15 protein-coding genes are annotated in these 18,530 nt (G+C 63.2%); 10 read left to right on the top strand and 5 right to left on the bottom strand.

Going from position 1 to position 18,530, the window contains the following annotated elements:
* The first annotated feature begins 6 nt into the window (after window positions 1–6).
* The 7 genes from AC0Z42_RS10000 (at window position 7) to AC0Z42_RS09970 (ending at window position 9,903) form a co-directional block, all read left to right on the top strand.
* Window positions 7–1,437, top strand: coding sequence for a tagaturonate reductase (locus AC0Z42_RS10000; protein ID WP_485468067.1), 1,431 nt, complete (start codon window positions 7–9; stop codon window positions 1,435–1,437).
* A 125-nt stretch (window positions 1,438–1,562) separates the two neighbouring features.
* Window positions 1,563–2,855, top strand: a complete 1,293-nt coding sequence (locus AC0Z42_RS09995; protein ID WP_485468066.1) for an MFS transporter — start codon at window positions 1,563–1,565, stop codon at window positions 2,853–2,855.
* A 112-nt stretch (window positions 2,856–2,967) separates the two neighbouring features.
* Window positions 2,968–4,239: a porin gene (locus AC0Z42_RS09990; RefSeq protein ID WP_485468065.1), complete on the top strand. Its 1,272-nt coding sequence runs from the start codon at window positions 2,968–2,970 to the stop codon at window positions 4,237–4,239.
* Window positions 4,240–4,383: 144 nt separating this feature from the next.
* Window positions 4,384–6,450: a glycoside hydrolase family 28 protein gene (locus AC0Z42_RS09985; protein WP_485468172.1), complete on the top strand. Its 2,067-nt coding sequence runs from the start codon at window positions 4,384–4,386 to the stop codon at window positions 6,448–6,450.
* 95 nt (window positions 6,451–6,545) lie between these two features.
* The gene (gene kdgK / locus AC0Z42_RS09980) at window positions 6,546–7,496 is read left to right on the top strand and encodes a 2-dehydro-3-deoxygluconokinase (RefSeq protein ID WP_485468064.1); all 951 of its coding nucleotides are present in this window, start codon (window positions 6,546–6,548) and stop codon (window positions 7,494–7,496) included.
* Between the two features lie 58 nt (window positions 7,497–7,554).
* A complete protein-coding gene (locus AC0Z42_RS09975; RefSeq protein WP_485468063.1) occupies window positions 7,555–8,271 on the top strand; it encodes a GntR family transcriptional regulator in 717 nt (238 codons plus the stop codon).
* Between the two features lie 102 nt (window positions 8,272–8,373).
* Window positions 8,374–9,903 (top strand): methyl-accepting chemotaxis protein, encoded by a 1,530-nt coding sequence (locus tag AC0Z42_RS09970; protein WP_485468062.1) that lies wholly within the window; start codon window positions 8,374–8,376, stop codon window positions 9,901–9,903.
* Window positions 9,904–9,930: 27 nt separating this feature from the next.
* Here the strand turns inward: AC0Z42_RS09970 and AC0Z42_RS09965 are convergent, their stop codons facing one another.
* Window positions 9,931–10,176, bottom strand: a complete 246-nt coding sequence (locus tag AC0Z42_RS09965) for a hypothetical protein (protein ID WP_485468061.1) — start codon at window positions 10,174–10,176, stop codon at window positions 9,931–9,933.
* 136 nt (window positions 10,177–10,312) lie between these two features.
* Here AC0Z42_RS09965 and AC0Z42_RS09960 point away from each other — a divergent pair, with 136 nt between their 5' ends.
* Window positions 10,313–11,713 (top strand): aminotransferase-like domain-containing protein, encoded by a 1,401-nt coding sequence (locus AC0Z42_RS09960; protein WP_485468060.1) that lies wholly within the window; start codon window positions 10,313–10,315, stop codon window positions 11,711–11,713.
* Window positions 11,714–11,769: 56 nt separating this feature from the next.
* On the opposite strand, the gene AC0Z42_RS09955 is transcribed toward AC0Z42_RS09960, so the two are convergent.
* Both AC0Z42_RS09955 and AC0Z42_RS09950 read right to left on the bottom strand, forming a co-directional pair.
* On the bottom strand, window positions 11,770–12,978 hold the full coding sequence (locus tag AC0Z42_RS09955; RefSeq protein WP_485468059.1) for a hypothetical protein: 1,209 nt from the start codon (window positions 12,976–12,978) through the stop codon (window positions 11,770–11,772).
* Between the two features lie 88 nt (window positions 12,979–13,066).
* A complete protein-coding gene (locus tag AC0Z42_RS09950; protein WP_485468171.1) occupies window positions 13,067–13,945 on the bottom strand; it encodes an HDOD domain-containing protein in 879 nt (292 codons plus the stop codon).
* A 223-nt stretch (window positions 13,946–14,168) separates the two neighbouring features.
* On the opposite strand from AC0Z42_RS09950, the gene AC0Z42_RS09945 reads away from it, so the two are divergent.
* Window positions 14,169–14,744 carry a DNA-3-methyladenine glycosylase gene (locus tag AC0Z42_RS09945; RefSeq protein ID WP_485468058.1) on the top strand — a complete coding sequence of 192 codons (576 nt, stop codon included), beginning with the start codon at window positions 14,169–14,171 and terminating at the stop codon, window positions 14,742–14,744.
* 10 nt (window positions 14,745–14,754) lie between these two features.
* Here AC0Z42_RS09945 and AC0Z42_RS09940 read toward each other — a convergent pair whose 3' ends face one another.
* Window positions 14,755–16,431: a methyl-accepting chemotaxis protein gene (locus tag AC0Z42_RS09940; RefSeq protein ID WP_485468057.1), complete on the bottom strand. Its 1,677-nt coding sequence runs from the start codon at window positions 16,429–16,431 to the stop codon at window positions 14,755–14,757.
* A gap of 53 nt (window positions 16,432–16,484) precedes the next feature.
* Window positions 16,485–16,946, bottom strand: coding sequence for a cache domain-containing protein (locus AC0Z42_RS09935; protein WP_485468056.1), 462 nt, complete (start codon window positions 16,944–16,946; stop codon window positions 16,485–16,487).
* Between the two features lie 218 nt (window positions 16,947–17,164).
* On the opposite strand from AC0Z42_RS09935, the gene AC0Z42_RS09930 reads away from it, so the two are divergent.
* Window positions 17,165–18,529 carry a KamA family radical SAM protein gene (locus AC0Z42_RS09930; protein WP_485468055.1) on the top strand — a complete coding sequence of 455 codons (1,365 nt, stop codon included), beginning with the start codon at window positions 17,165–17,167 and terminating at the stop codon, window positions 18,527–18,529.
* Window position 18,530: the final 1 nt, after the last annotated feature.

The following is an 18,530-nucleotide window of genomic DNA, read 5'->3' as shown; positions in this document are numbered from 1 at the left end:
ACGTCCATGCCTACCCTACGCCGCAGCGCGCCCTACGCGCTGCCGATCAAATTCCTCCAGTTCGGCCAGGGCAACTTCATGCGCGGCTTTTTCGACTGGCAGATCGACCTGTTGAATGAACGCAGTGGCCTGAACGCCGGCGTGGTGGTGGTGCGTCCGCGCGGCGGCAGCGGCTCGCCCCTGCTCGACGTGCAGGACGGCTTGTTTACCACCGTGGTGCGCGGCCTTGATGAAAACGGTACGCCGGTCAGCGAGTACCGCACCATCGCCTGCGTGCAGCGCGAGATCAACCCGGCCACCATGTACGGCGACTACCTGGCGCTGGCGCAGTTGCCGGAGCTGCGCTTTATCGTCTCGAACACCACCGAGGCCGGCATCGCCACCAACAACAGCGATGCGTTCGGCGACGCACCGCCGTCAAGCTTCCCCGCCAAGCTGGCGCGCCTGCTGTTCGAGCGCTATACGCATTTCAATGGCAGTGCCGAGAAGGGCGTGGTACTGCTGCCGTGCGAACTGATCGAACAGAACGGCCCGGCCCTGAAGGCGGCCGTGCTGCATTTCGCCAGCCTGTGGCAACTCGACGCCGGCTTTGCCGCCTGGATCGATTCAGCCTGCGTATTTTGCTCGACCCTGGTCGACCGCATCGTTACCGGCTTTCCCGAAGGCGAAGCCGATGCAATCGCAGCGGACCTGGGTTACACCGACCAGTTCCTGGTGGCGGCCGAGTACTACTACCTGTTCGTCATCGAGGGTCCTGCCTGGCTGGCCGAGGAACTGAAACTGGCCGGCGCCAAGCTCAATATCCGGCTGGTCGACGACATCACGCCGTACAAGAAACGCAAGGTCGGCATCCTCAATGGCGGCCATACGGCGCTGGTGCCGGTAGCGCTGCTGGCCGGCCTGGAAACGGTGGGCCAGGCCGTCAACGACGAGCAGGTCGGCGCCTACCTGGCGGACACCCTGGCGCAGGAAATCATTCCGGCGCTGCCGCTGCCGCAGGACGAACTGCAGCAGTTTGCGCGCGACGTGCTGCTGCGCTTTCGCAACCCGTATATCCAGCATCGCCTGGCCTCGATTGCATTGAATAGCTGGAGCAAATTTGCCGCCCGCATCGCGCCGCAACTGCTGCGCTATGTGGAAGTGCAAGGCCAGCTGCCGCAACGGCTGGTGCTGGCCCTGGCCGCCACCATGCGCCTGTATCGCGGCGACGTGATCGCGCTGGCCGACGATGCGGCCACGCTGGACTGGTTTGCGGCTGCCTGGCAGGACATCGATGCGGGCGCATTGACCCTGGAGCAACTGGCGCAGGGCTGGCTGGCCAACGAAAAAACATGGGGCCGTGACATGAACCTGGTACCAGGCCTGGCGCAGGCGGTAGCCGGCGCGCTGGCGCGCATCGACGCACAGGGCATGCGCGGCGCCCTGCAAGCGCTGTAAGAAAAGTTTTAGCAGTACCGCAGTAAAAATAAAACCGAGGCCGAAGGCACTTCCACAAGGAAGGCTGAACGGCCCGAAAAGTGGCGGCGCAGCTGCGCCGCCGTGGATGGCTAGAGGGAGACAAAATGAACAAAGTACGCGGCATGCGCTGGTGGATGGTGGGCCTGGTCACGGCCGGTCTGATCGTCAATTATCTGGCGCGCAATACCTTGTCGGTGGCAGCGCCAACGATGATGAGTGAGCTCAATATCACCACCCAGGAGTATTCCTATATCGTGGTGGCGTGGCAGGTCTGCTACGCGCTGATGCAGCCGATCGCCGGCTATGTCATCGACGCAGTCGGCACCAAGATCGGCTTTGCCATGTTCGCACTTGCCTGGTCGGTGGCCTGCGCCTGCGCTGCGATGGCAACCGGCTGGCAAAGCATGGCGCTGTTCCGCGGCATGCTGGGCCTGACTGAAGCTGCCGGCATCCCCGCCGGCGTGAAAGCGACCACCGAATGGTTCCCCGCCAAGGAGCGTTCGATCGCCATCGGCTGGTTCAATATCGGCTCGTCGATCGGCGCCCTGTGCGCGCCGCCGCTGGTGGTGTGGACCATTTTGCATGGCAGCTGGCAGATGTCGTTCGTCATCGTCGGCGCCATCGGCATCGTCTGGACCGGCCTGTGGCTGGCCTTCTACAAGCACCCGCGCGACCAGAAAATGCTCTCCGACAAGGAGCGCGATTTCATCCTCGAAGGCCAGGAACAGAGCGACGCCAACGGGGTTGGCGTGGCGCCGAAAGCACGCTGGCACCAGATCGTGCGCAGCCGTAATTTCTGGGCGATTGCGATTCCCCGCTTCCTGTCCGAACCCGCCTGGCAGACCTTCAATGCCTGGATTCCCTTGTACATGGCCACCGAGCGCCACATGAACATCAAGGAAATCGCCATGTTCGCCTGGCTGCCCTTCCTGGCCGCCGATATCGGCTGCGTGCTGGGCGGGTATTTGAGCCCGTGGTTCCACAAATACTGGAAAGTATCGCTGTTCACCTCGCGCAAACTGGTGGTGGTGGTCGGCGCCGTCTGCATGATCGGCCCGGCCTGCATCGGCCTGGTTGCCAGCCCGTATGCGGCAATCGCCCTGCTGTGCGTGGGCGGCTTTGCCCACCAGACCCTGTCCGGCGCGCTGTATTCGATCACCTCGGACGTCTTCGGCAAGAACGAAGTCGCCACCGCCACCGGTCTTGCCGGCATGTCCGGCTACCTGGGCGCCACCATCTTCACCTTGCTGTTCGGCGTGCTGGTGACGCTGGTTGGCTACAGCCCGCTGTTCATGCTGCTGGCCGTGTTCGACCTGGTGGCCGCCGCCGTGGTGTGCATCCTGATCCGCGAAAAAATCGCGCCATCGGTCCCGCTGGGCAAACCGGCATTTGGCTGACACCAGCATTTAATTCCCTTCGACTTGTTCGCATCCGTGCAGGGCGGAGGGATCACTATTTTCAATGATGTTAATAAAGCGCCACCTTAAGGCGCGACCAGAGGAGAAAGACATGCAACAACTGAACCACAAACTGACCCGCCGCGTGCTGGCGACCGCACTGCTGGCGGCCCTGTCCGGCAGCGCGCTGGCCGACGGTTTCCTGGAAGGCCGCAAGGTCGAAACCCGCATCTACGGCTTTTTGAACGGCGAGATCGAATCGGTGAAAGCCGAAGGCGGCGCCACCCCTTACGGCAGCCGTGGCCGCGTCTCGGACGGCAATTCGCGCATCGGCTTTGCCGGCTCGATCGGCATCAAGGGCGACGTGCGCGGCCTGTGGCAGATCGAGGGCAGCCTGAACAACTTCGACGAAGGCGGCATCAATGGCCAGGGCAAGTCCTCAACCATCGAATCGCGCAACACCTTTGTCGGTATCGAAAGCAAGCGCTTCGGCCGCTTCATCATCGGCAACAACGACTCGGTCTACCGCAGCCTGGTCGGCTCGGGCGGCGCGCTGGGCGGCAACCTGGGACTGTCGGTGCAGGGCCTGGACGTGTGGAACAACACCTCGGCCCAGCTGAGCGGCAATGCCGACAGCCTGTTCGGCCGCGGCGAAGCGCGCTACAAGAACTCGGCGCATTACCTGACACCGGAATGGAACGGCTTCCAGGCTGGCGCCTCGTATGGCTTCGACGAAGTGCGCGACACCGGCGACGACCGCGCGCGCTATTCGCTGGCCGCCAAGTACTCGCTCGGCGCATTCTCGATCGGCGCCGGCTACGACCGCCAGCAAAACACCGGCGTGGACGTGGAAAACCTGTCGAAAGGCTTTGGCTTCCGCAACACCTCGGTCAGCGGCGTGAACACCTCGTTCTACAAGGTGCTGGCGACCTACAAATTCCCGACCAAGACGTCGGTCGGCCTGGGTTTTGAATCGGGCAGCTATGGCTACGCGCTGCAGTCGCTGCCTACGCCGGGCAATATCTACACGGCGCTGCAAACGGGCAGCATGAAGCAGCGCTCGGTGATGGCGTCGCTGAGCCAGGAAGTGGGCTACGACACCACCGTGATGCTGGCTGCCGGCAAATTGGGCAAGCTCGATAACACCACCTTCGGCCGTGCCGACGATTTTGGCGCGACCCAGATCTCGCTGGGCGCGACCTACAAGATCGACGAACAGTTCATGCCGTATGTGTACTTCACGCGCATCAACAACAAGTCGCAGCAGAACGTCAACCTGGGCCAGTCGCCGCTGCATAGCAACAAGGCCGGCACCGACGACGCCTTTTTGGCACCCGGCAATTCGCCACGCGCCTTCGGCATTGGCATGATCGCGCGTTTCTAAACCTTGTTCCAAAAAGAGCCGGCGCGAGCCGGCACACAGCGCGCCCCAGAGCGCGCTTCCATCAGGAGATGCATCATGAAGTCAGGTATCAAACAACGTAATCCAGGCTGGACGCAGGCATGCGTGGCCCTGCCGCTGGCCGTCATGCTGGCCGCTTGCGGCGGCGGTGGCGACACCAAGGGCGAAACGGCCACCAGCTACACCCCGGGCAGCGTATTCCAGGTCGGCACCACCGCCTTCGATCCGGACCTGCCGGCCGAACCGACCCTGCCCAAAGACACGCAGGTCTGCGCCACTCTCGAAGCGACCAGCAACCTGGTGCGCCGTCCGGACGGCTCGCTGCCACCGGAAGCAGATCCGTCGAAAGCCGGTGTCGGCGTGGCCGTGACCACTGCCACCGCCAATCCTGACCAGGCCCGCATCCAGGCCGCGCTTGACGCCTGCGGCGCTGCCGTCGATGCCGAAGTGGGTGCAAAAATCGCCGCCGCCGATGCCGCCGCCACCGCCGCGCAAAAAACCGCCAACGTCAAGAACGTCAATATCGCCGGAGTCTCCGGCGAAGAGCTGGCCAAGCCCGAATACCGCGGCACCAAATACGCGGTGCGCCTGGTGGTCAACAAGTCCGGCGTGGGCGATGGCTTCATCAGCGGCCCGCTGACCCTGCCGTCCGGTGTGACCCTGTGGATCGACAAGGGCGTGACCCTGTACGCCTCGCGCGACGTGACCACCTATTCGCCGAATCCAGCCGGCCCTTACTGCGGCAATACGGCGGTCAGCTCGACCAAGGCCGGCAGCTCGGGCAATTGCACGGCGCTGATCAACGGCTCCAACCTGGTCAACTCGGCCGTGATGGGCGACGGTTCGATCGACAGCCGCGCGTATGCGGAAATTGTCACCACCAACAAGCTGTATCCGTTGATGAAGGTCGACATGACCTGCTCGAACACCTATACCGCGTATGCCACCGGCAAGCAGGCGGCCGACGGCGTGTCGTGCGATAACGGCGGCACCACGGTCGATTCGAAATCGTCGGCGCGCAACATGAGCTGGTGGGATCTGGCGTTCCTGGGCAATATGGTGCAGAACGGCGTGACGGGCACGGGCTCGCAGTCGAACTTCCGCATGATGGTGTTCAACTACGCGAAAAACCTGACCCTGTACCGCATCTCGCTCAATAACAGCGCCAACTTCCACGTCGTGCCGAGCGGCGTCGATGGCCTGACGGTATGGGGCGTGAAAGTACAGACCCCGACCCTGGCGGCGTTTGCCAACCCGGCCGGCAACGGCAACCCGCTGTACAACGGCGAAACCTATAACGCCGACAACGTCAAGAACACCGACGCGTTTGACCCGGGTGCGGCCGGCAAGGCGATTTCGGGCAAGCTGGCCACTGGCAGCAGCACCACCTCGACCGGCGCGATGTCGTTTGACGGCTACCTGAAGAACTTCGTCTTCGCCTATAACTTTGTCAGCACCGGCGACGATGATGTGGCACTGAAAGGCAGCGCCAATCCTTCGCCAGCGGGTTCCGGCCTGTTCGCCATCGACGGCAAGCGCGACGTGCGTTCGGATCGCAAGCACGGCATGATCATCGCCCACAACCATATCTACTGGGGCCATGGCATTTCGGTCGGCAGCGAAACGAATGCGGGCGTGACCAACGTCGAAGTGTATGACAACTCGTTTACGCACTCGGAAGAAGCACTGCGCATCAAGTCCGACTATGCCCGTGGCGGCGAAGTGAGCAATGTCCACTACCGCAATATCTGCATCCGCGACGCCCTGAACGCGCTGTTGTTTACCACCTACTACAGCACCAAGGCGCTGCCGACGGCCGGTCCGCAGTATCCTAACTTCCACGACATCACGCTGGACAATGTGCGCATCCTGGGTAACACTGCGATCAAGCTGCAAGGCTTCAAGGCGAATACGGGCGGTTTCGACAACCCGCAATTCCCGCTGGTGATGAACCTGAACAACGTGGTAACGGACTCGCCGAACAGCACGACGATGATCTCGTCGGACGCGAACCTGACGATCAAGGGCACCAACCTGCCGATCTTCGCCAACGCCGCCGAGCGCGTGACGGTCAACGGCACGGCCACGCAAGCGGTTGACGTGGAAAAGGTAGTCGATTGCAGCCGTGCTTTCGTCGACTTCCCGGCGATCGGCCAGTCCAACCTGTTCGGTTCGACCTGGGACAAGAAGTAATCAGCAGGCTGTAGTCTTGCACACCATGCCGCGCCGGCCATCTTCACGGATGCCGGCGCGGTGTCACGCTGGCGTTCTTGATTGATAGGAGTGAGATGGAGACGAACAATACTGCCGAGACCGTGTTTGTGATCGGCGAATGCATGATCGAATTGCAGCGTGCGCAAGGTGGCGACACTGCGCAGGCGATGGACTACCGTTTCGGCGGCGATACCCTGAATGCGGCCGTGTACCTGAGCCGCCTGGTCGACGCCGGCCGTCACCGCATCGCCTATGTGACGGCGCTCGGCACCGACGGCCTGTCCGACGACATGGCGGCCAGCTGGCAGGCCGAGGGCATCGCAACAAACTGCGTGCAGCGCCTGGCCGACAAGCTGCCTGGCATGTACCTGATCGAGACCGATGCCGACGGCGAGCGGCGCTTTCATTACTGGCGCAGCGATTCGGCGGCGCGCCACTGGCTGCGTGGATCACAGGCGCCGGCCATCCTGGAGCAGCTGGCAGTCGCTCGCTACGTGTATTTGTCCGGCATCAGCCTGGCGATTCTGGCGCCAGCCGACCGCGACCTGCTGCTGGCGAGCCTGGCGCGTTGCCATGCCAATGGCGGCCAGATCGTGTTCGACAATAATTACCGGCCCCGCCTTTGGGGGGAGGCGCAAGTGGCCGTCGAGGTTTATCATCGCGTATTGCAGCTGTCTTCGCTGGCCCTGTTGACACTCGACGATGAAGAGGCGCTGCATGGCCCGGCGTCGATCGACCAGGTCATCGCGCGCACCAGCGCGCTGGGCGTGGCCGAAATCGTGCTCAAGCGCGGTGGCCAACCCTGCATCGTCTGGCGCGATGGCGTGCTTGAGGAAGTGGCGGCGCCGCCGGTGGCCCGAGTGGTTGATACCACGGCCGCCGGCGACTCGTTCGGCGCGGCCTATTTCGCGGCGCGCCTGGCCGGCAAGCAGCCGGCAGACGCGGCGCTGGCAGGCCATCGCCTGGCCGGCTGCGTGATCGGCCAGCGCGGCGCGATTATCGCGCGCGCACTGATGCCGAGCTGAAAGTGGGCAGGGCTCTCCAGCTTGCCCTGTCGTTGATCCGTTTGAACTGGCCCAGCCTATGAATTTGTCGTCTTCTCCTTCTCCTGCCGAAACCGGCATCAGCGCCGCGCGCCGCGTGTATGGCTTGTTGCGCCAGCGCATCGTCGAGATGAGCATGCTGCCCGGCACCCGCATCGTGGAAAAGGAACTGGCCGAAGAACTGGGCACCAGCCGCACGCCCGTGCATGAAGCGGTGCAGCGGCTGGCCGAGGAAGGCCTGATCGAGGTGCTGCCCAGGGTCGGCACTTTTGTCGCGCGCATTCCGCTCGATTCGCTCGAAGAAGCGATGCTGGTGCGCTGTGCGCTGGAAACGGCGATCATTGAAAAAGCCACCGAACGGGCCACGCCGGAGGGCATCGCCCGCCTGCGCGCCATCCTCGCCACGCAAGCCGAATGCATCGCCAATAACGATATCCGCGGCTTTCACCGCACCGACGAAGGTTTCCATGCGGCGCTGGCCGAACTGTCCGGCTATCCGGGCGTGTGGCCGATGATACTGCAGGCGAAAACCCAGATGGACCGTTATCGCCAACTGACCTTGCCGCTGGCCGGACGCATGAGCGACGTGATGCTGGAACACAGCGACGTGATCGAAGCGCTGGCCTCGGGTGACCCGAAGATTGCTGTCGCCGCCATGCGCAGCCACCTTGATCACGTGCTGCCAGTGCTGGAAATTACCCGCAAACTGCGGCCCGAATACTTCATGCCGCATCTCGCTACCAAACCTCCGCGCTAGCCTCTTTTCCCTACTGCCTGGCTGCCCCGGGACCGCCTCAAGCGCGTGCCCGGGGATCGTCACGCCTGGAGAAAAACGCGCTGCGCCTTTTGAAGGAACATCATGAAAGTGTCACACCGCCTGATCCTGCTGGTCGGCGCCGCCTTGCTGGCCATGGCCATGCTGGGCGCCTACAGCCTGCGCACCCTGCACGCGGCCATGCTGCATGACCGTGAAGCGCAGATCGTCAATATGCTCAAGATGGGCGAACACCTGGTCGCCCACTACCACGCGCAGGAACTGGCAGGCAGCCTGACGCGCGCGCAGGCGCAGGCCGCCGCCAAGGCCGCGCTGACCCAGCTGAACAACGAAGGCAAGAGCTATTACTGGGCGCGCCTGCCCGATGGCCTGAACCTGGTGCACCCGAACCCGAAGAATATCGGCGTGATCGCCCAGGGCGAAACCATGGATGGCCGGCCCGATGCGCAAGCCTATGTCGAGGCGCTGGCCAAAAACGAAGTGGGGCTGGTGTCGGTCAAGAGCCGGCGCGACGGCCAGCTGGTGGCCAAGCTCAATGGCATCATCGCCTTCAAGCCCTGGGGCTGGTGGATCGGCACCGGCTTTTTCGGCGACGACATCGAAAGCGCCTTTTGGGACGCGGCGCTGCAGTTCCTGTGGTTTTTCCTGGCCGCGCTGGCCGTGATGCTAGCCCTGGGCCGGCAGGTAATCTTGCGCGTGCTGGGCGCGCTCGGCGGCGAGCCGGCCTATGCGAGCGAGGTGACGCGCCGCATCGCCGGGCGAGACCTGTCGCAGCCGGTTGCCGTGCGCGCGGGCGACCATGGCAGCCTGCTGCACAGCATCGCGCGCATGCAGGATGACCTGGCCGCCACCGTGCGACAGGTGCAGGGCAATGCGGCGGCGATCGCCTCGGCCTCGCAGCAAATCGCCCACGGCAACCTTGATCTGTCGGCGCGCACCGAAGCGCAGGCGAGCGCGCTGGAACAGACGGCCGCCTCAATGGAGGAGCTGACCGGCACCGTCAGCCAGAACGCCGGCAATGCACGCCAGGCCAGCAGCCTGGCCCTGGAGGCCTCGCAGCTGGCGCAGCAGGGCGGCGCCGTGGTGGCGCGCATGGTCGACACCATGGGCGCCATTGGCCAGTCTTCAAACAGGATCGCCGACATCACGGGCGTGATCGACGCGATTGCTTTCCAGACCAATATCCTGGCCCTGAACGCGGCAGTGGAGGCAGCGCGCGCCGGCGAGCAGGGCCGCGGCTTTGCCGTGGTGGCCGGCGAAGTGCGCAGCCTGGCGCAACGCTCCGCCGCAGCCGCCAGGGAGATCAAGGACCTGATCGGCGTGTCCGGCACGCAGGTGGCGCAAGGCGGCGAGCTGGCCAGCCAGGCCGGCGACGCCATGCGCCATGTGGTCGAGGGTATTGCCAAAGTGAGCGCCCATATGCACGACATCAGCGCCGCCACGCAGGAGCAGAATACGGGCATTGCGCAGGTCAATCAGGCGATTATCGGCATGGACGACGTGACGCAGCAGAACGCGGCGCTGGTGGAACAGGCGGCTGCGGCTGCGCAGGCAATGCAGGAACAGGCGCGGCAGTTGTCGGAGCTGGTGAGGCTGTTCAGGCTGGAGGGGTAGCGAGGTGGGCGTGAGGGCACCTTGCCATCATGAAAAGGCCAATTCCAGGCCGAGCTTGCTGACAAAGAAGAAGGTGACGAGTCCCAGGCACAGCAGCAACAGCACGAAGATGGCGACCGCCTTGCCGCTGGCGCGCAGCACCGCGCGATTCTGTTTCGCCTTGTCCTTGTCCTTCTTGCCTTGATCGTAATGCCATTTGATGGCGAAGAACATGCCCGTGCCGAGCACGAGCGCCTTGAACGTCACCAGGACGATAGGGATCCAATCGATCATTTTGAGTATTTCCAGGTTATTACTTGCCACTATCTAAGGCGAAAGGAGAAAACGCCAGCAACTGCCATGCAAGGAAGCTGTTGCTGCAGGTTCTAAGGCATACTACTTTAAAACAATTTCCATACATTGAGACAAAATGTCCCAGTTGAAAACCATACAAGATGAACAGTTGAGCATCTGGTTGCCGCGCCTGGCCGCAAACAAAGGGCCACGTTTCCTGCAGATTGCCGATGCCTTGCAGGCGGCGGTGGCAGACGGCTCCCTGTCACCGGGCGACCGCCTGCCGCCGCAGCGCCAGTTGGCGGCGCAGCTGGAGGTCGACCTGACAACGATCACGCGCGCCTACGACGAAGCCCGGCGCCGCAACCTGCTGGAGGGGCGCGGCGCCCGGGGCACATATGTCGCGGCGCCGAAAGTCGAATTGACCTCCATCCTCGACCTGTCCATGAATACGCCGCCACCGCCGGCCGGCGTGGACTTCGACGACATGCTGAAACAGGGATTGTCTCAGGTATTGATGAGGGCGGACAATGAATTGCTGATGACCTACCACCCGGGCGGGGGCAGCGACTCCGACCGCAAGGCCGGCGCCAGATGGCTGGCGCCGATGTTTGGACCGCTCGATTTCCAGCAGCTGGTGGTCTGCCCGGGGGCGCAAGCGGCGATCGCCGCAGCCATCCTTGCGCTGACCGAGCCTGGCGATGTGATCCTGGCAGAGCCTATCAGCTATCCCGGCCTGCTTGCCGCAGCGACCCGGTTCGGCCGGCACATCATTGCGGTGGAAGCGGACCAGCACGGCATGCTGCCCGAGACGCTGGAACAGGCATGCCGCCAGCACAAGCCCGCGCTGGTCTACCTGAATCCCACATTGCAGAATCCGACCGCCATTACCATGCCGGAACGCCGCCGCAAGCAGCTCGCCAGCGTCGCGCAGCGCTGCAATATACGCATCGTCGAGGACGATCCCTACTGGCTGCTTGCCGATGCCCCGCCGCCACCGATTGCCACGTTTGCCCCGCAACAGGTGCTCTACATTTCGACCCTGTCGAAATGCCTGACGCCCGGCTTGCGGGTCGCCTTCGTGCTGCTGCGCGACCCGGTCGAGCGCGAACGTTTCCTGGTCGCGCTCAGATCATTTGCGCTGATGGTCGCGCCCCTGACGGCCGCACTGGCCACGCAGTGGATACTCGACGGTTCGGCTGGCAGATTGATGGAAGGCATCCGCAACGAGGCGCGCCTGCGCCACCGCATGGCGCGCGATATCCTGGCGGGACGCTACAGCGGGGCCGGTGACGGCCTGCATGTATGGCTGGCGCTGCCGGCATATTGGAACTCCGCGCAGCTTGCCCGTGCAGCCGCCAGCGACGGCATCGCCGTCACGCCGGCAGAGGCCTTCGCCACCGGCAGCATCGCCGAGAACGCCATCCGCATCTCCCTGGGCAGCATCAAGGACCGTACACGCTTGCAGGCGGGCCTGCAACGGCTGTCCCACCTGCTTGCACAGCGGCCCGAGCCGGTCAGCGCTGCCGTGGGTTGAGTGTTCGGGTAGCTTGATACTTTCTGCTTGCCTGTTGCCAAGCGGAAGCGCCTGCTTCAGTCGAGGGAGTAAGCATGCACTTCCTGCGGCTGCCCCTGGCCATCGAACTTCAGCGCCACCGACAGATTCGTCACGCCGATCATCGCCAGCGCGTCGCATACGTCATTGACTTCGTCCTGCAAGTCGGCCGCCAGGTCCAGCGGCTTGTCGGCGCTGTGCAGCACTTCACCACCGGCCGCGTAGACGTTCACGCGCAGCAGCATGTCGCCGTGCTCGTCGGCCGGGCCGACCACCACCGAGACGTCGCCGGCGTCGATGTTGTTTTCCGCCAGCGCGTGGTTGATGCCAGACATCATCTGCAGCATGGCGTATTCGGCCAGGCCTTGTTCCTTGCCGCCATGGAACAGATCCTGGTAGAGGAAACTGACTTCCAATGTACTACCGGCCGGCGCCAGGCAGCGCTGCACCAGCGGGGCGACTTTGGCCGTCCATTGCTGGTAGCGTTCCATGCGCGCGTCGAACCAGGCGTCGAGCGCTGCTTCGTCTTTTGGTTCCGTGTAGAACGGGTCGTCAACGCGCTTGAGGGCAAAGCCCAGCAGGAAGCGCAGTTCGACGGCGGTGTCTCCAGCGCCGAATTCAGTGGCGCTCCAGCCGGCGATGCTGCGTTCGAGGCCGGCGGCGATAACGATTTTTTTATCCGTCATCGAGGTGTAGGCGTCGCGCACCATTTCATGCAGGTGGCTGTAAGTGATGCGGTCGATTTCGTCGAGGTCGTAGGCGTGGCTCATCAGCACGACCCTGGCCTTGGCGCTTTCCAGTTCGGACGCCTGGAAGCTTTTTACCAGCGCTTCGAACGCGTCCTGGTCCTGGAAGCCGTCCGCTTCCTTCAGGCCGCCCGTGCTTTGCACCAGCAGCGGCACCACGAAGGCGTTGATTTCCATCGCCGGCGCGTTGTCGCGGCGAATTACCACCACCGACGAGGCTTCCTCGATCTGGCTGCGCAGGTATTGGTAGGCGCCCACGTCTTCGTATCTGGCGCGCTCGATGGCGTCGTACAGCACTTCGTCTTTCTTCTGGTTCAGGCTCTTGCGGATCAGGCGGCCGAACTCGACGGCCTGCTCGGCCAGCACCGTGCCTTGCGACTCGCTGTCTTCCTGTTCCGCCAGGTTCAGTGCCATCGTGCTCAACATGCGCGCGACGGCTTCGTCCTTCTCTTCGGGCGAATTGGACGATTTGCGGGGGGCAGGGCGCTTGTTCTTGGGCATGGTGAGTAGTTGAATTCAAGTGATAAATGGAAAAGGGCGCCTGAAGCAAAAGCCTGGCGCCCATCGCGATGATACAGGTCGCACCAGCTTAATGGTCAGTGTCGAACATCTCGTGCAACTCATCGAGCAGGTCGGCTGCTTCTTCTGCCGACAGGCCAAGATGCTGGCAGGCCAGTTCGCCGCCCTTGTCCCATTCGATCGAGTTGCTGTTGCCATGGTAGCGCTGTATGCCTTTTTCGGCCAGCAGCGACAGCGCGATCAGCGAGCGGATGGCGTCATCGGTGGACGGATCGCCCAGCACGCTGTAGTCGTGGTGGTGCAAAATCGCCCACGCCACGTCCGACGACAGGCCCCAGTTGCGGGCCAGCAAGCAGCCGATGGCGGCGTGGTTGGTCTGGTGGCGCGCGTCTTCCACTGCCGTGAAACTGTTGTGGGCGTCGTTGGCGGCGGCCGCATACGTGTTCACGTAATCGGGGAAGCGGTTCATCAGCAGCGGCACGCCGATATCGCAGAACAGGCCGAAGGTGTGGGCGATATCGGGCGGGGCGATGCGCAGCTTGCGCGAGGTAAATACCACGGCGCGCGCGCGCTTGGCCGACACGTCCCAGAAATTGTTCAGCTCCACGCCCTCGGCTTCCAGCGCCTGGCGCGCCAGCAAGCCCGTCATCAAAGCGCTGCACTGGTTGATGCCGAGGAAATTGATGCCTTGTTCGACCGATTTGGCCTTGCGCGCCGCGCCATAGAACGGCGAGTTGGCCAGTTTCAATAGGGCGCCCGACATGCCGACATCGTCGGCGATGATGCGTGCGATCTTGCGTGGCGATGGATCGGGCTCGGCCAGTTCGCGCTGCAGGTCGACCAGCAGGCTGGGGCGCGGTGGAATACGGATCGACCGCATCAATGCCTCGACCGGATCGCCGCCTGCCGCTTTTGCCGGCTCTGCCACTTTCAATGCTGCGTTCATCATCATCACTATCGCTGGTTGGACTGTCGCGGACGATTATCGCTGTTTATCAAAGGCAATAGTTCAGAACTGTTCTTATTTATGGCAAAAACCGCCAATTCTTTCCGCTGGCGCTCGTTTATTGACGATTTTCAGACGCCGGCAAGCCGTATTTTGATGGTGTTATCTGCAAGTTTTATATGTTTTCAAGAAACGTGCGCCGGGTGCCGCAGGCTACAATGGGCGCATGAAAAGTATCCTCGCAGACATCGATTTCAACCAGGATTCCAGCCTGGTGGCGCGCCAGTTGATCGGCGTGACCGTGCTGGTCGACGGCGTCGGCGGGCGCATCGTGGAAACCGAAGCCTATGACCGGCTGGACCCGGCCTCGCACACGTTTGGCGGCCAGACGCCGCGCAACGCGTCCATGTTCGGCCCGCCGGCGCAGGCCTATGTCTACCGTTCCTATGGCATCCACTGGTGCCTCAATTTTGTCTGCCGCGAGGCCGGTCATGGCGCCGGCGTGCTGATCCGCGCCATCGAGCCTTTGTTCGGCCTGGACGCGATGCGCGCGCGGCGCGGCGTCGAGGATCAGCGGCTGCTGTGCTCGGGGCCGGGCAAGGTCTGCCAGGCGCTCGGTGTCACGCATGCGCACAACGGCTTGCCGCTGGACGCGCCACCGTTCGTGCTGCTGGGGCGGGAAGAAGAGGATGTGGTGGTGCTGGCCGGTCCGCGCATCGGCATTTCCAAGGCAATGGACGTGCCCTGGCGCTTTGTGGAAGCTGGCTCGAAGTTTTTGAGCAAGCCGATGCGGGTGGCTTAGGTTGGTATGGCTAGGCGTTGCGCCGCCGTGGCGCCGGTACGGCTTTGGCGCGCAGCGCACTGTGCGCGGCACGCCGTTCGGTGTGGCTGGCCGGCGCCTGGAAAGCTTCCCGGGCAACCAGCGCAGTTGAGCTCGTCTGTGGCTGGTCAAGGGTAAATACCGCCACCGCCGCCGACAACGTCACGGCCTGCTCCTGCAAGCTGGCCGCCGCGGCCGCCGCCTGTTCCACCAGCGCCGCATTTTGCTGCGTCACGTCATCCATCTGCGTCACCGCCAGGTTCACCTCGGTAATGCCGGTTGCCTGTTCGGCGCTGGCCTGCTCGACGCGCTGGATGATCTCGTTGACCTGCTGCACCGAGGCCACGATGGCTCCCATGCTGTCGCCCGCCTGCTGCACCGCCACGCTGCCGCCGTCGATGGTGGCTACCGAGGTGGCGATCAGGGTCTTGATCTCTTTCGCGGCAGCGGCCGAACGGTGCGCCAGGGTGCGTACTTCGGACGCCACCACGGCAAAGCCGCGGCCCTGTTCGCCGGCGCGGGCCGCTTCCACCGCCGCGTTCAGCGCCAGGATATTGGTCTGGAACGACAGGCCGTCGATAACGCCGATAATGTCGACGATCTGGCGCGAATTGCCGCGGATGGTGGCCATGGTCGCCACCGCCTGCTGCATCGCCGCGCCGCCCTGCAGCGCCAGGCTGGACGCCTGCGCCGCCAGTTCGCTGGCGCGGCGCGCATTGCCGGCGTTGTCGTTGACGGCCTCGGTCAGGGTGGCCATGGCGCTCGACGTCTGTTCCAGCGAACTGGCCTGCATTTCGGTGCGCGCCGACAAGTCCATATTGCCGGTGGCGATCTCGCGCGAGGCGGTATCGATCGATTGCACGGCCGACAAAATGGTGCGCAGTGTCTGGTTCAGCTTGGCGATGCACTGGTCCAGCACGCGCGAGGTGGCGGCGATCTCGTCATTGCCCTGCCTGCTCTTGCCCGCCGTCAGGCGGCCCGCCGCCAGTTGCTGCACCGCCTCGGCAATGCCGTGGATTTCCCGCAGCATGGCGCGTCGCACCAGCATTGTCACCACCACCGAGGCGCAAATCGACAGCAGCACTGTGGTGAGCAAGGTCCAGCCCTGGTTGTGAAACTGCTCGACGGCCGCCGCATGCGCTTCGGTACCGAGCGACGTTTCCAGCGCCGCCAGCTTCACCAACTGGGCGTTGAGCTGGCCGAACTGGGCTTCCGCCTTGATCATCGAATTGGCGGCGATCGACAAATCCATCTGTGCCATTTCCATGGTTTCCAGCACCGCCTTGCGATAGGCGCCCAGCGCGCCACTGGCGCCATCGACCATCGCCAGCTCCGCCCCCTTGGCGCTGGCGCGCAGGGTGCCCAGTTGCCGTGCGATCTCGCCGTGGCGCTGCTTGATCTGTCCTTCCAGCGCTTCCAGGCGGGCCTTGGCAAAGCTGCCGTTGGTCCACGACAGCAACTGGTACATATTGCCGTGCGCATAGCGCACCTCGCCGGCCACGTCCAGCGCCGCTTTCAGGTGCGCCATGCGCACCTGCACCATGTTTTCCATCGAGGCATTTTGCCGCACCATGCCGTACCAGGCGCTGGCCGAACTCAGCAACAGCAACAACAGCACCAGAGTGGGCGCCAGCAACAGCTTGGGGCCGATGCGTAATTTGTCGAGCATATGTCCTCCTGCCTGTGGATGGAAGCGAAGCCGGCGCGGCCGGCCCGCCACTGCTATTTCTTGTAGATGCCCGCTTCCAGCACCACGTCGTTGACGCGCAGGATGTAGGTGGTCTTCGGCTCGATCTTGCCGCTGACGGGGTTCTTGTACTGGTAATCGACCCAGCCCTTGCCCTGCTTTTGCGCCAGTTCGATGATTTCACGGCGGTATTTCTTGCCATTCGCATCGGGCACGTCGACCAGGTCCTTGCCGACGATGGACGGATTGATCGGGTGCGCCAGCACGATGCCGGTCTTGATGTCGCGCATGTCCACATACAGCTCGCCCTGCACGAATTCCGGGTCCTTGGCGCTGAGCTTTTTCATCATCTCCTTTTCGCCATGCTGCTTGATGAAGGCGGCGCCCCGTTCGGCCATGGCGATGGCGTCTTTTGCCGTCGGTTCCACGGCAGCGCTGGCATGGCCGGCATGGGCAAACAGCAGGCACAGCGCGGTGCCGGTCAATACACGTTTCATGATCTGTCCTCGGTTCAGTGATGGGGGAGTGCCAGGCCCTAATTTACGTTGAGTCAGCGCATGTGAAATTGCGATAGCACAAGTTTTTTCTTGCCTGAATGCAGGTTTATTGACGGCAACAGGGTGGCAGCTGCGCCATTGATTTAGTGCAATTTCATGCCTTTAAGCAAGAACTATGATGGGTTTTTCAATGCCAAACCCATCCCGACGGAGAACCCATGCCCAACACGAATACCGAATTGCTGCCAGCCAAATTCAAACCCTATACACGGCAGTCCATCCGCCAGGCGCGGCAATGGGAATGGTTGCCGCCCGAGCAGCGCGAGGCGGTGCAGGTGGTCTCGACAGTCCTGCCATTTCGCACCAATGAATATGTGCTGGACCAGTTGATCGACTGGAACAATATTCCCGACGATCCGATCTACCGGCTGGTATTTCCGCACCGCGACATGCTGCCGCCCGAGCAGTACGAGCGTTTGCGCGAACTGGTGCTGGAAAAGCAGGACCAGGCCGCCATCGACGCCTATGTGCGCACGATACGCCTGGGCATGAACCCGCATCCGGCCGGCCAGCTGACGCACAATGTGCCGACCATGGACGGCGTGCCGGTGCGCGGCCTGCAGCATAAATATGCGCAGACGGTGCTGTTCTTTCCCAGTGCCGGCCAGACCTGCCACGCGTATTGCACCTTTTGCTTCCGCTGGCCGCAGTTCGTCGGCATGGACGACATGAAGTTCGACGCGCGCGAGTCGAATGAACTGGTGGCCTATCTGAAACTGCACCGCGAAGTGACCGATGTGCTGATCACCGGCGGCGACCCTTTGATCATGAATACACGGCAACTGGCGGCCTACCTGGAGCCGCTGCTGGACCCGGCGCTGGAGCATATCCAGAACATACGCATCGGCACCAAGTCGGTCGCGTACTGGCCCCAGCGTTTCGTGTCCGACCGCGATGCAGACGACTTGCTGCGCCTGTTCGAGCGCATCGTCCAGTCCGGCAAGAACCTGGCCATCATGGGCCATTACAACCATGCGGTCGAACTGCGTCCCGAGATCGCGCGCCAGGCCGTCAAGCGCATCGTCGGCACCGGCGCCACCTTGCGCATGCAGGGCCCGTTGATACGCCATATCAGTGAAGACCCGAACAGCTGGGCCGAGCTGTGGCAGACCGGCACGCGGCTGGGGGCGATTCCGTATTACATGTTTGTCGAGCGCGACACAGGGCCGCGCGGCTACTTCGAACTGCCTTTGGCGCGCGCACACGAGATATTCCAGGCTGCCTACCAGCAGGTGTCGGGTCTGTCGCGCACGGTGCGCGGGCCGTCGATGAGCGCGTTTCCCGGCAAGATCGTGATCGATGGCGTGGTCACCATCCATGGCGAAAAACTGTTTGCATTGCAGTTCTTGCAGGCGCGCAATCCGGACTGGGTGCGCCGGCCCTTCTATGCCAAATTCGACGAGCACGCCACCTGGATCGACCACCTGAAACCGGCGTTCGGCCAGCAGAAATTCTTCTTCGAACTCGATGAACCGGTGCCGCACGTGCCGCACAAGGTGATACCCCTGGCCCGGGCCGCCTGAC

It is taken from the genome of Janthinobacterium sp. 1L-D-8-B-C4 (assembly GCF_057291295.1).
Note: the sequence above shows the minus strand (reverse complement) of the source record. Positions and strands in the feature narration are given on the sequence as shown.